This window comes from Photobacterium kasasachensis, assembly GCF_050336885.1.
Lineage (GTDB): Bacteria > Pseudomonadota > Gammaproteobacteria > Enterobacterales > Vibrionaceae > Photobacterium > Photobacterium kasasachensis.
Window position 1 is genome coordinate 469821 of the sequence record NZ_JAKJSH010000004.1, and the last position, 13284, is coordinate 483104.

9 protein-coding genes are annotated in these 13284 nt (G+C 49.5%); 4 read left to right on the forward strand and 5 right to left on the reverse strand.

Features of this window, described 5'->3' with window-relative positions:
* Positions 1-38: 38 nt before the first annotated feature.
* Positions 39-1418 carry an MmgE/PrpD family protein gene (locus tag L4D19_RS02045; RefSeq protein ID WP_428450949.1) on the reverse strand — a complete coding sequence of 460 codons (1380 nt, stop codon included), beginning with the start codon at positions 1416-1418 and terminating at the stop codon, positions 39-41.
* Complete coding sequence (locus L4D19_RS02050) at positions 1415-2887, reverse strand: aspartate ammonia-lyase (RefSeq protein ID WP_428450950.1); 1473 nt, start codon at positions 2885-2887, stop codon at positions 1415-1417. The genes L4D19_RS02045 and L4D19_RS02050 overlap by 4 nt, the downstream gene beginning before the upstream one ends.
* 185 nt (positions 2888-3072) lie before the next feature.
* Here L4D19_RS02050 and L4D19_RS02055 point away from each other — a divergent pair, with 185 nt between their 5' ends.
* Together L4D19_RS02055 and L4D19_RS02060 are read left to right on the forward strand one after the other, a co-directional pair.
* A complete protein-coding gene (locus L4D19_RS02055) occupies positions 3073-4005 on the forward strand; it encodes a LysR family transcriptional regulator (RefSeq protein WP_428450951.1) in 933 nt (310 codons plus the stop codon).
* A 149-nt stretch (positions 4006-4154) separates the two neighbouring features.
* Positions 4155-4931, forward strand: a complete 777-nt coding sequence (locus tag L4D19_RS02060) for a glutathione S-transferase N-terminal domain-containing protein (RefSeq protein ID WP_428450952.1) — start codon at positions 4155-4157, stop codon at positions 4929-4931.
* Positions 4932-4979: 48 nt separating this feature from the next.
* Here the strand turns inward: L4D19_RS02060 and L4D19_RS02065 are convergent, their stop codons facing one another.
* The gene (locus L4D19_RS02065; protein ID WP_428450953.1) at positions 4980-5852 is read right to left on the reverse strand and encodes a YDG/SRA domain-containing protein; all 873 of its coding nucleotides are present in this window, start codon (positions 5850-5852) and stop codon (positions 4980-4982) included.
* 305 nt (positions 5853-6157) lie between these two features.
* On the opposite strand from L4D19_RS02065, the gene L4D19_RS02070 reads away from it, so the two are divergent.
* The gene (locus L4D19_RS02070) at positions 6158-6769 is read left to right on the forward strand and encodes a hypothetical protein (RefSeq protein WP_428450954.1); all 612 of its coding nucleotides are present in this window, start codon (positions 6158-6160) and stop codon (positions 6767-6769) included.
* A gap of 257 nt (positions 6770-7026) precedes the next feature.
* On the opposite strand, the gene L4D19_RS02075 is transcribed toward L4D19_RS02070, so the two are convergent.
* Positions 7027-7395 (reverse strand): endonuclease domain-containing protein, encoded by a 369-nt coding sequence (locus tag L4D19_RS02075; protein WP_428450955.1) that lies wholly within the window; start codon positions 7393-7395, stop codon positions 7027-7029.
* A 424-nt stretch (positions 7396-7819) separates the two neighbouring features.
* On the opposite strand from L4D19_RS02075, the gene L4D19_RS02080 reads away from it, so the two are divergent.
* A complete protein-coding gene (locus tag L4D19_RS02080; protein WP_428450956.1) occupies positions 7820-10675 on the forward strand; it encodes an AMP-binding protein in 2856 nt (951 codons plus the stop codon).
* 120 nt (positions 10676-10795) lie between these two features.
* Here the strand turns inward: L4D19_RS02080 and L4D19_RS02085 are convergent, their stop codons facing one another.
* Complete coding sequence (locus tag L4D19_RS02085; RefSeq protein WP_428450957.1) at positions 10796-12832, reverse strand: methyl-accepting chemotaxis protein; 2037 nt, start codon at positions 12830-12832, stop codon at positions 10796-10798.
* Between the last annotated feature and the right edge of the window lie 452 nt (positions 12833-13284).

A 13284-nucleotide genomic window follows, 5' to 3' on the forward strand; every position in this document is an offset into this window, starting at 1 on the left:
GGAAACCTCCTCTCCCGTTATTGATTCGGGAGTTACTGTTATGAATTCAGCAGGTACTTGATCTCGGCAACGGTAACTGTCTCAAAGTGAGTCAGCGCCCCCAGCCACTCTCGGCACTTGTTCTCGCCCACCCTTGGCAAGACGCAAGCAGTAAATTTGTTCTCGATTTCCGCCTGAGACAGCGGTTTATCCGGGTTGCCCTTGGCGAGATCGTTCTCGATACTCAGGGTTTCACCGTTAGCCAGATACACCCGGATCTTCACAGGCGCGGTACCGACAAAGCCCAACTTTTCAAGCTCGGGATCAACCCGCATCCGGATCTTCGGCATCAAAGCCTGTACTCGGGGATCGTTCACCGCCTCATCAGTAAATTCTGTCAGCCCGACAGCGCCATGGATTAATCTGGCAGCCAGGGCATACTGCATCGAGAACTTGGCCTCGATGGCATTGTGCGGATGCCTGCAGACCAGCTCACGCGGCCCAAGCAGGCTGGCACCAACCTGGATATATTCGATCTCTTCGGTCTTCAGAGGTATGCCACTGCGCGCTCTCTCAATCAGCAAGGCATCCCAGCAATCAATGGCAGGATGGCTGCCGCTGCAGCACGGGTACTGCTTGAACACCAAACCGTTTTCCAGCAAGTCCCATTGCTGACCTAACGTTATTTCAGCGTCATCAAGCGAAGTAATACCGGTAAAGCACTGGGCAAAACCATCAGCGGCCTCAATAACATCGGGCTGACCGGTGACCCCCAGCATTGCCAGCTCAGCGGCATTGACCCCGTTGAACGCAGCCAACCCGGCATGCATTGCCTTGGTCTGGCTACCAAAATTGCCCCGCACGCCAGACGCCGACGATGCCGCAATTGCCAACGCATTGGTCAGAGTGGTTTCATCAAGGCCGAGCAGAACACCGGCTGCTACTGTTGCCCCAAACACGCCAATAACAGGTGTGGTATGCCAGCCCTGCTCGGACAGTTTCGGCATCACCCACTTCGCAATTTGATGCTGGGCTTCAACGCCCGCGATATACGCCAGCAAGATGCTGTCGCCACCGAGCTGTTTCTCCTCGGCAGCGGCAAAGGCTACAGGCGCGACGGTCACAGTCGGGTGGCCAATCGTCGCCCAGCTGACATCATCAAAATCAAGCGCATGGGAGGCTGCACCATTGGCATAGCAGGCGTAGGCCATAGTGGTTTTCTGCTCGGTGCCCAACACACTGCAATTGCCCTGCGGTGCTCGCTGCATCGCAAACTGCTGAAGCTTTGTGGCCACAGGCATTTCACTACCGGCGATGGTGACAGCGATGTAATCAGTCAGGGCTATCTTGGCTACCCGCACCACCTCATCGGGCACCTCATCCAGCCGCAGGCTCACGCACCAGCGTGCGATCTGCCTTAGTAACGGATCGGGTTTCATGCTGTTTCCTCAATCGTTTTTTCCAGTCCGCTTGCAGATGCTGAGTCAGCCACCTCCTGCTGGTAACGCTTCACGGCTGCGGCACTGGCCTTGGGATCGGTCATCACCATAGGGTCGAGCAAATAGTCAGCTTGCTCAGGCGTTAACAGCTGTTCGGACAGCACCACTTCACGGACGCTGAGGTTCTGCTCAAAGGCTGTGGTTGCAATTCGACTTCCCACCTTGTAACCGAACAGAGTCGCAATCACGGTAGCCAGTGCGGTACTCTTCTCGGCATATTCGCGGCATACCGCTTCATTAGGTTGGAGATCCTTCAGGCACTTGTCGACAAACAGCGGAATCGCATTAGTTAGCAGGGCGCAGGACTCAAACAGTGCCTTGATGATCACCGGCTCCCAGACATTCAGATCCAGCTCACCGCCCTCGACCGCCATGGTGATCGACACATCGTTACCAATCACCTGATAAGCGATCTGGTTGACCAGCTCCGGCATAACCGGATTGATCTTACCCGGCATGATTGACGAACCCGGTTGAACGGCAGGTATAAGCAATTCATTAAGTCCGGCACGCGGGCCACTGCCCTGAATGCGGAAATCCGTCGCCATTTTTGACAGGAAGGTCGCCAGCTTTTTGATCTGGGCGGCAACCTCAAGGTAAGCATCACCGTTTTGCAAGCCGTCGAAGAAATTGTCCTCAGCAATAAACTGCTCGCCAGTGATCTCACGAAGCTCGATATAAACCTGCTCCAGATACCCTTCATGGGTTGAAAGTCCGGTACCCACTGCAGTGGCGCCAAGCGGCAAGTCCAACGTCTGCTCGCTGGCCGTTTTCAACGCCAGGTGCAGGCGTCTTACCTGATGCAGATAACCACTAAACTGCTGGCCGAGGGTAATAGGCACTGCATCCTGCAGGCAGGTTCTGGCCAGCTTGACGACATGCTCGAAAGCCTGGGTTTTCTCCTCCAGCATGACTTCCAGTGCGGCCACTTCCTTGATCAACTGGTGCAGGTTCAGGCGGCAGGTCATCTTCATTGCCGCCGGGATCACGTCATTGGTTGACTGCCCCATATTGACATGCGTATTGGGATGCACCTGGTCATAACCCTTTAGGCCGGTGATAATTTCGTTGGCACGATTGGCAATCACCTCGTTGGCATTCATATTGGTTGACGTACCGCCGCCGCCCTGAAAAATGTCGATAGGGAACTGGTCGTCAAAACGATGCTCCATCACTTCCTGCGAGGCCTGTACAATGGCATCCGCCAGCTTTTCATCCAGCGCACCAATCTTGCAGTTCGCCTTAGCTGCAGCCTGTTTGATAGCAGCAACCGACCATAGGTAATGCGGAACATCCACCGCCGTACGGCCGGAAACCGCAAAGTTATCCCGGGCACGTACGGTCTGAATGCCGTAATACGCCTCGTCCGGTAACATCATTTCACCTAATACATCAGATTCTTTTCTCATGATTCAATCCTGCGGTTTTCTGCCATATTCTTTGTTGAATAGTTTTGTGGAGTAACTTTGTTGACTAGCTCTGTTGAGTAGATTCTATGGCAAGGATGATGCGGATTATTTGAACTAGCTCCGTACTTGGATACCAGTGAGGAATATAATGCTGAGTATTAGTTAGACTTATAGTATTGCCTGATATGGACTCCATTGCATTTGATCTTCGCCAACTCAGAACTTTTATAACTGTGGTCGAAACCGGCTCGTTCAGCAAAGCGGCCCAACACCTCAACCAAACCCAGTCGGCAGTTTCTCAACTGGTCCAGAGCCTTGAACATGTGCTTGACTGCAAATTGCTGGACAGGAGCAAGCGCCCGATCAAGCTCACCCTGTCAGGCAGGGAGTTGTACGAGCAAGGCAGCAAACTACTGGCTGAGTCGCGCAAGCTGCAAGACTGGATGCACTCCATCGAAAAGGGCAAGCTGCCGCGGTTACGGATCGGCATGGTTGATTCGGTAACTCAGGTAGCCGGAATTGCACTGCTCAAATACCTTCAGCCCAAGGTCGCCCATATCAATCAGATGACTGGCACAGCCCCTGAACTGCTGGCATCGCTGCAATCGGGCAAGGTAGATATCATCATCTCGATGACCAATCAGGATATCCCTCAGGAGCTCGCCATGTTCCCGCTGCTCAGTGAACAATATGTGGTTGTCACTCCCTCAAGCTGGGAGCCGAAAGAGATTCAGTGGCTGGCCAAGCACCAGTCCTATATCGGCTATGAGAACTGGACGCCGACAGGCACCCAGACCAACAACTGGCTACGGTGGCGAAACTACAAACCGCAAAGCCAGTTCTCCCTCGACAGGGCTGATAACGTTCTGGGAATGGTAGCCGAAGGCTTGGGCTGGTCGCTAACCACCCCGACCTTTCTGGCCCGCCAACTGGAACTGCTCGACAAGCTTGAGTGCCAGCCTTTGCCCGCCCCCGGCATCACACGACAACTGGCGGTTATCTGCAGAAAAGGCGAATTTGGTAACATGATCGAAGAATTTGTCTCAGATATCAGAGAAATCATTCTTGGCAAGAAAGTGCATGAAGTACAAAAACGCTGGCCGTGGATTGGCGAATAATCCCTTTACCACTGTTCAATATGAGCATGCATGAATAAAAAGTAGCCAATCGTTACTTTTTTAGATTAAATACTCAGTGCAACAGCTTTATTTGTTCTATACATAACTCCATCCCTCTTAACGGACTAAAGCGGATCACAGGTGAGTACATGAACCATTTGCTGAACATCACGACATCTTCACTGGCTTCCACTTACCGTTTCTGGCGCGGAACCGTTGCCAGCAAACACACCGAGCAACCAGAAGAAACGCTCATTCTGTTTGATCAGGAAGGTGACTCGAAATGCCGTCTGGTTCGAGAAGTGCTCACCGAGTTCGATTTGAATGTGATTATCGCTCCTTGCCCCGAGGGAGGAGAAAATCTAGCCAAGCTGAAATCAGCATTTAACGGTGCCACCCCACCCGTTCTGGTCGATTCTAACAACCCGAACGTCGTCACAGGGGCTGAAGACATTACCCATCACCTGTTTCAGCAATATCGCGGGACCAAGCCTCCTAAAGCATGCCTCGGACAACTCAGAAGTACCCTGACATCCAAATTGGCATCTGGAGTTAGACTAGGCGCTGGCATCAAGGCTCGTCATTCACGCAAACAGTCAACTCCGCGATCACATCAGCCTGATCTGCCGCTGATCTTATACAGTTTCGAATCCAGCCCGTTCTCCCGCCCGGTCCGTGAAAAGCTGTGCGAGCTTGAGCTGACCTATATCCTGATCAATCTCGGCAAACAGCAATTCTCCGACATGGGCCCGGCCCAGTTTCACTGGAGCCTGAAACCTTACAAGCCACTGCCGAACACCAAACGGGACGAGTTTTTCAAGCAGCACGGCAATGTACAAGTTCCCTACCTGATGGATCCCAACACCGGTGTCGACATGTTTGAGTCGAAAGATATCTTGCGGTATCTGGAGGAGGCATATGGGTGAGGCGGCAACTTGGGGTTACCGCCACTTTAAATCTTTAACTTTAAAACTCTACTTGAGCTGCTGGTAATGTTCTTGGTGATAAGTAATAAACCTAAGATCAATTTTATGTTTTCTATTGGTAATCAAGTGGCCATCGATTCCGTTCAAAGACAAGTCTTGATTAATCGTGAATCCACCATTATCAAACAGGACATGATGATTAGGGCATAAGCATAAAATATTACTTTCATCATCAGGACCGCTATGAGGCATCCCCAAAGGCTGAATATGAGCCGCCTCTGCATATAAGCCCGCACTCGTTTCAAGTGCCATTCCACAAACTTGACACTTATAACCGTGCCATTCTTTTACTCTTCTAGCTTTGGTTGTATCTCGCACAATACGTTTTACGAGAACAGCTTTTCTTTCAGTTTCTTTATAACCAGGCGGCTTATCTAGTTCTTTAGTATCATTCTGCTTATCAAGCCCTGCCAGCTCGCATGAAACTAAAGAATAACGCCAAATATAGTGCCCTGAGATCCCCCTTTCACACCAATAATCTTCCACTATATAAAGGCCCGCATAACAATAACCTTCATCTGGGGAATATTCGCTTTTGTGTTTATGGCTTCGAGTAACACGTACAGGCAGCTGATACAATTTACTTTTGGCAAGGGCAAGATTTTTTCCTGTTAGCTCTTGATCAGCAATTTGTTGCTTCGTTTTTTCATCTCTGCCGCCAGCACCAGTATAGAGAATCCTATCACCATAATCTTGGTCGTCTTCATAACCACCAGATAACACAATAGAATCAGCACCTTCGATAATAGAGCCACTAATACCAGCTTGATTCGGAGGATGAATGCCTGATTTAGCTAATTCAGCACGATTCGCAAAAATCTGTCCCGGATATACTCCTTCAATTTCACCAAACTGACGCATGCATACCTCATAACTGCACAGTTACACGCATTCATAGCATGTATTGATAACAGTGCAATTATGACTAATAAGTTAGTCATAGATAAGTCTATAATGTCTAATATCAACAACTTATTAGTAAACTTTGGTGTCCATCATGTTTTAGACATTCAAATGCACAAACACGCATAAACCCTCATCCAGTTAGACGAAACCAATCTATGATGAAAATCAAAGAGAAAGGGCATTCCAATCGCACTTTTCTTGATGAAACATGACAATGGACGTTAATAAGACGCTTATCTTCAGCGTTCAAGGAGGGCACTATGTCTCACGATAAGACACCCAATAATAAGATGCCTGATAACGATGCTGCCAAGGCTCATGCTGAGAATGAAAATAACAGGGATAACAAACCAAAGGCATATAGGCTGTTGATGCATTTTCTTACCCTGGCGCCTATCGCCCATCTCTTCATCGGCATGCCCCTGTTCTTCGTTATTTTTGCAGGCTCGATCAGCTATTTCGTCGGCCTTTGCCTGTATCTGCTATCTCTCGTGGTTCCCTTCGACTTTACTGAATCGCTGGCACTGTCTTACACCGTATCCGGAAAACTTCTTGTTGGTTCCACCCTGTATCATGGCTGGCCGGTTCCGCTAATGAGCTTGTTCCCTGTGGTTTATCTGGCTTGTCTGCTCCTGCTTCGCTACCGCTTTGGCAGCTCAAACTTTGCCTATTGGGTGTCCTATGACATAGAAACTATTTGGCGGGTCACACTGATTTCCTTTGCCGTAATGGCCGCCGGCATTGCTGTCGGGCTCGGAATGAAAACCGCCGCAATTTGTTCGACGGTTGTGACAACCCTGTATTTGCTCATCAGGATTTATCGCTTCTATGCGCCGTTATGGGGTGTGTACTTGCGAAAGCTGAATGCCTGATTTGCCCCAAATGGGTACTCGCAAGCTCGTAGTAACCCCACTAGCCCTCCCCTTGAAAAGGGGTGGGAACAAGAGCCTGCACACCCTGAATATTTCGCATGAATAACATGGGCAGTAAATGCACCTCCCTTTGAAAAGGGGAGGGAACAAAAGCCTGCACACCCTGAATATTTCGCATGAATAACATGGGCAATGAATGCTCCTCCCACTTTTTAAGGGGGAGGCTGGGAGGGGGTTAATGCCACAAGTCATGAACACTACTCACCTACAGAATTTATCTGCTGGACAATCCGCATCAACACCCCTTCGACATTAGTCATAACTTCATAATTATCGAAACGAAGCACTGTAATTCCCAAAGTCTGCATGAAATTATCTCTTACCCGATCATATTCCTGAGCATAAGTTTGGTAGTGGCTATCTCCATCAAGCTCAATCACCAACTTGCATTCAGGACAATAAAAATCAGCAATATAACGCCCAATACCATGTTGACGTCGAAACTTAACTCCTAACTGTTTCTTTCGTAAATGCTGCCAAAGTTGCTTTTCTGGCTCAGGTAAATCATTCCTTAAAGTTTGCCGTAGTTTCACATGCTTCTTAATGTTGAATACCTTTTCGTCCATGTAAAGCTCCTTCACTGGTCAAAAGAGCTTTTCAGTAACAGCACCACTATTCAAACCTTGTGCAAAATAACGTCATAAGTTAGCGAAACAAATCAAATCTTATTGAGCATTCAACCGAAAACAGCATCGATCATTGCCAAGTCTGTAGTAACCCCACCCTAGCCCTCTCCTTGAAAAGGGGTGGGAACAAAAGCCAGCACACCTGAATATTCCATACGAGTTAAAATGGGCAATGAATGCTCCTCCCCATTTTGAACCAAAAGACTTCGAAGCCTCTTGTTCTCAAATTTAAACAGCAATTTCCTTTGATATTGCAGAAGTTAACTACACTTCAAGCATACCCTACCGAATAATTAGGCATTTTCCCGTCTCCTCAACCGTAGTCAATACGACAGGAATGATGCTTCGTCGCAGGATGTTTACTATGCAGGGAAATACGCAACGCCAATTCGAGGAAACACCAGAGCAAACGGCAGAATTGGTCTTGCAGCTGGTCAAGGAGCTGGTAGACGAACTACGACAAGGGCAGCAGCCGGATACTCCGTTGCAACTCGATTGTCGCTTTGATCAGGATCTCGGCTTCGACAGCCTGGCAAGGGCAGAACTGATTCAGCGTACAGAAAAGCAGTTCAGTATATCGCTGCCCGATCAGACGCTGGCCAGCATCGAAACACCGCGTGATTTGGTACGGGAACTCCTGCAGGCAACCCATATTGGCGACGTCTCTGTTTCCGAGCAGCTCATCGAGCAAATCCAGCTTGATGTTGTCGAATCCGCGCCGGAGCATGTCCACACCTTGCAAGAGGTGCTTGACTGGCATGTAAATACCCACCCAGACAGGCCACATTTGTATGTCTATCAGAATGCCGATCAGGTTACCGAAATCAGCTACCGGATGATTCAAGAAAAAGCGCGCCAGATTGCCAACGGACTCATCAAGCAGGATATCGCACCGGGAGAGTGCGTGGCTATTATGCTGCCAACCAGTAATGACTATTTCTACAGCTTCTTCGGTATCTTGTATGCCCGCGCGATCCCCGTGCCGATTTATCCCCCGGCGCGCCCCTCGCAGATAGAAGACCACCTGAAACGCCACGCCAATATCCTGCAAAATGCCGAGGCCCGGCTGCTTATTACTGTCCCCGAAGCCAAACCCTTATCACAACTGCTACGAATGCAAGTTCCCTCGATCAAGGCGGTTGTCACCGTGTCTGAGATCATGGGATCGACAGCTCCCCCTGATGTCGGCGATGCCCATGCCTCTGATATCGCTTTCTTGCAGTACACCTCAGGCAGCACCGGAATCCCCAAGGGTGTGGCGCTAACCCATGCCAACCTGCTGACCAATATCCGGGCCATGGGCAAGGTGGTCAAAGCCAGTTCGAGCGATGTTTTTATTAGCTGGCTGCCGGTCTATCACGACATGGGGCTGATCGGCACCTGGTTTGGAAGCCTGTACTATGCTAGCCCGCTGGTGATCATGTCACCCTTGTTGTTTCTGTCAAAACCCCAGCGCTGGTTATGGGCGATTCACCGCCACCGGGGCACAGTGTCACCAGCCCCTAACTTTGCCTATGAGCTTTGTATTAATAAAATCGACGAGAGCGAGCTTGAAGGTCTGGATCTCAGCAGTTGGCGACTGGCATGGAACGGTGCCGAACCTGTCAGCCCCAGTACCATCGCGCGCTTTACCGAACGCTTCGCCAAATACGGCTTTAGACCTGAAACCATGTCGCCAGTATATGGCCTGGCAGAATCAACGGTAGGGCTGACGTTCCCGACCGAAATAAGAACTCCGCGAATAGAGCGGATCAAACGAGAACCGATGACACGGTTCGGGCGGGCAGAAGCTGCAGGCATTGACGATCCCGATGCGATGCAAGTTATCGGTTTGGGGCACCCCCTACCGGGGCATCAGATCCGGATCATGGATGATCTTGGCCGCGAGCTGCCAGAGCGGGAAGAAGGCGAACTGGAGTTTAAGGGCGCTTCTGCCACCGCCGGTTATTACCGCGATCCGGAAAAAACCAAACTCCTTTATCATGGCGACTGGCTCAATACCGGCGATCGCGCCTTTACCATCGGTGGCGAGCTTTTTCTGACCGGGCGAAGCAAGGACATCATTATTCGTGCGGGGCGCAACATTTATCCCCATGAGCTGGAAGAAGCCGTCAGCAAGGTACCTGGGATCCGCAAAGGCTGTGTCGCAGCCTTTGCCAGCCATGATAGTCGAACCGGCACCGAACGCCTCATCGTACTGGCCGAAAGCCGTGAAACCGACACCGCCAAGCAACAGGATCTAAAACATCAGATCAATAATCTGGCTCTGGATCTACTTGGCAGCCCGCCGGATGATGTGGTTATCGGATTGCCGCATACGGTGCCCAAGACATCGAGCGGCAAGATACGGCGGGCAGCCTGCAAGGAACTTTACGAGCAGGACAGCCTTGATGTCCGCCAGCGTGCTGTCTGGTGGCAAACACTGCGTCTTATGACGGCTGGTATCACACCGCAACTCAGACGTTACTGGCGAATAACGTTAGATGTAGGTTATGCCGCCTACATGTGGCTGATGATGGCCATACTGGCCTCTATTGTCTGGAGCCTTGTTGCGATTGTGCCCAACCGTGACTGGTGCTGGAGGGTCACTCGCACCGGTGCCCGGGCTCTTATCAGGCTAACGGGGACCAAGCTGACAATAAAAGGTAAAGAACATTTACCAAATCCTGGCTCTGTTCCGGAAACGCAATGCATTTTAGTCGCCAACCATGCCAGCTATCTTGACGGCCTAGTCATGGTTGCCGCCACTCAGCTTAAATGCCGCTTTGTCGCCAAATCTGAGCTGAAAAAAAACTTTTTTGCCCGCATCTTCCTTTCCAAGCTAAATACTGAGTTTGTCGAACGCTTTGATGCCGAGAAAGGGATTTTGGATGCCAAGCGCATTGCCGACAGCGCCCATAGCAGCCAACCTCTGTTCTTCTTTCCCGAAGGCACACTCTACCGAATGGCCGGTTTGCACGAATTTCACATGGGGGCATTTACTGCTGCCGCAGACGCAGGGCTCCCGATCCTTCCCGTTACACTCTGCGGTACCCGCTCCAAACTAAGAGATCGTTCCCTGTTCCCGAGACGGGGCGATATCAGTGTCACCATCAGCCCCCTCATTTACCCGCAAGGCAATGACTGGAATGCAGCCCTGAAGCTAAGGGATCAGGCAAGGGCTGAAATACTCCGTTATTGTGAAGAACCGGATTTAGCCCACAGTAAGAACAACCGGTAAAACTGACCACACACAAGGTTACAGGGTAACTGACCCGTTTTATTACCTGTAATAAAAAACAGGAAGAGGCACTGCTCTCTTCCTGTTTTGGTAGGCGATCGGTGATTACTGGCCTAAATATTAATGGAAATAATCCACCTGTTGCTTAAGTTCGGCAGACAGTCCCTGCAAATCATCCGCTCGCTTCGATGTCTGATCTGCAATATCACGCCCCTGGCGGTTCAGGTTGCTAATTTCTGTCGCATTGGCCGCAATTTCCTGGGTGACCTGCGCCTGCTCTTCCGATGTTGCTGCGATGGTCTCAGACTGGGCAGCAATAGCCGTAACCTGGGTGGTGATCCCTTCCAGAGCCAATCCGGCCTGCGTAGCCTGCTCGGTAACCAGTTTTCCTTTCTTCTGGCTCTCGGACATCATTGAAACTGCACTGCTGGTACAGCCGCGCAGCTGCTCGATAATGCTAACTACTTCCTTAACCGACTCCTGGGTTCGGTGGGCCAGTGTTCTCACTTCATCGGCCACTACGGCAAACCCGCGTCCCTGTTCACCGGCACGGGCAGCTTCGATAGCCGCATTCAGTGCCAGCAAGTTGGTCTGTTCGGCAATCTCGTCAATCATCCGCGTCACAGACTGGATGTTATCGCTTTCACGGCTCACCATGTTGATCGCTTCTGCCGACTGCTTCAGTTGGTCGTTCAGGCTTGCAATTTCAACGCTTACCTGCGAGACCAGATCAGCTCCCGACACGCTGTCATTATTGGCCGAACGAACGCTTTCGGCTATCGCCTCAACTTGCTCTGCCACCGACTTCGCCGAAGACGCCATTTCCTCAATGGCCGTCACCACCAGCTCAACCTGCTCTTGCTGAACATCAGACTGGCTCAGACTTTGGTGCGCATCATTCGACAGACTGTTTGCCTGCGTCTGTACCGATTCACTGCTTGTCCGGATTTCCCCCACCAGGCTGTTCAGCTTGTTTGCCATCGAAGCCACACCATAGGTCAGGCGCTCAATCTCATTACCCGACTGGCCGTTACCTTGCTCCATCACCAGAGTCACTTCACCTTTGCCCAGTCGTTCCATATAGCCGGTCAGGGTTGTCAACGGCCTGATCAGCTTGCTCAAGTACAGACTAAGGATTACGAAAGTCACCAAACAGGCAAGAGCGGCAACAATGGCAATCACGGTCAATAGCTGCTGGCTACCTTTGGTCACCTCTTTAATGAATGTACCGCCCAGCAACTTCCAGTTCCAACCCGGCACTTCGGTATAAACGAGATATTTCTCTCCCACAAAACCGTTATATTCATACGGGTAGGTCATCAGGCCACTGGGAGTCTCAAACAACTTTCCAAATGGCTTATTGCCGTCATAGTCAGCAACATTGATGATTGAAACGCCTTTGTCCTTAGTAACTGGATGATAGAGATACTCACCCAAGTTGTCCTGGTCGTTATCAACGACGATTGTATAGCCCGTATCACCCCAACGAATATTTGCCAAACTCGCAAATACCGCTTTTGTCGCTTCATCAATCGGGATACCGATAAATGAAATAGCCACCACCTGACCAGTATTACCTTTAATCGGTGCGTAGTAAGTCAGGTAAGTATTACCAAATAATACAACCTTGGCATAATATGGCTGACCACTGCTTAGCTTGCTAAAACCAGGGTGTCCGTGCCCCAATTTAGTACCAAGCGCCCGCTTGCCACTATCGTTTTTCAAAGAGGTAGCAACCCGTAAATAGTCATTGCCCGAGGCGACAAATAAGGTTGCAATTGCCCCTGTATCATGACTAAAACGGTCAACAATATCCGTATTGTTAATCAATGAGTTGTTATTCAGCGTGACATCTTGCACCTGGTGGCCGGCAAAGCTGACCATCCTGTCTTCGAAAGACAATCCGTGCAGATACCCTTGACGAAAAGTACTTTCTAACTCACGTGCAGTCTCAAGATAAATATCAAACTGACTTGAAATAGTCGCAGCCACCGCATCCAGTTTTGACTGCTGCTCTTCCAGTGTCTGCTCCAGCAATATTTCAGAAGAATTACGGTACACAATTGTAGCTACAGAACTAAAGGCGGTGATAATTAATACACTTATCACCAGCTTCAGTTGAAACCCTATACTCTTATTGTTAATTATCTTCCACATAGTCCAGCAATGAGGATGCTCGCCCTCTGCCCTTTTTGTACAAAAAGCGCATACTGTATTTGTAAAAGGTATATGTAAACTACTAATTATGAAAATTTGTTAACAAATAAAGCTTTTATTGATCTATATTAAACAGAATAAGCACTCGGTAGTTATGAGCCAAATAGCACACAATCTATCTATATTAATTCAGGTTCACAACATATCAATATCAGCACATATAATACGTACTTGATAATACAAAAAACGTCAAAAAACTCATTAACAATGAAAAATCACGTGTGATGGGTGATTACTTATTGGATATCAATAACAAACGCAAAATTACAGGATTTTATCTAAAAGAACAAATCATGATAGTGATCAATGAATATATAATGAGCATTCAACTGCTATAGTCTTTTATCAATTGCAATGATATTAAATATCAGCATTATGAATAGCAATGTCAG

Coding starts and splice junctions, on each gene's coding strand:
- L4D19_RS02050 (WP_428450950.1), bottom strand. CDS start 2,887: ATGAGAAAAGAATCTGATGTATTAGGTGAAATGATGTTACCGGACGAG.
- L4D19_RS02080 (WP_428450956.1), top strand. CDS start 7,820: ATGCAGGGAAATACGCAACGCCAATTCGAGGAAACACCAGAGCAAACG.
- L4D19_RS02085 (WP_428450957.1), bottom strand. CDS start 12,832: ATGTGGAAGATAATTAACAATAAGAGTATAGGGTTTCAACTGAAGCTG.
- L4D19_RS02075 (WP_428450955.1), bottom strand. CDS start 7,395: ATGGACGAAAAGGTATTCAACATTAAGAAGCATGTGAAACTACGGCAA.
- L4D19_RS02055 (WP_428450951.1), top strand. CDS start 3,073: ATGGACTCCATTGCATTTGATCTTCGCCAACTCAGAACTTTTATAACT.
- L4D19_RS02045 (WP_428450949.1), bottom strand. CDS start 1,418: ATGAAACCCGATCCGTTACTAAGGCAGATCGCACGCTGGTGCGTGAGC.
- L4D19_RS02060 (WP_428450952.1), top strand. CDS start 4,155: ATGAACCATTTGCTGAACATCACGACATCTTCACTGGCTTCCACTTAC.
- L4D19_RS02065 (WP_428450953.1), bottom strand. CDS start 5,852: ATGCGTCAGTTTGGTGAAATTGAAGGAGTATATCCGGGACAGATTTTT.
- L4D19_RS02070 (WP_428450954.1), top strand. CDS start 6,158: ATGTCTCACGATAAGACACCCAATAATAAGATGCCTGATAACGATGCT.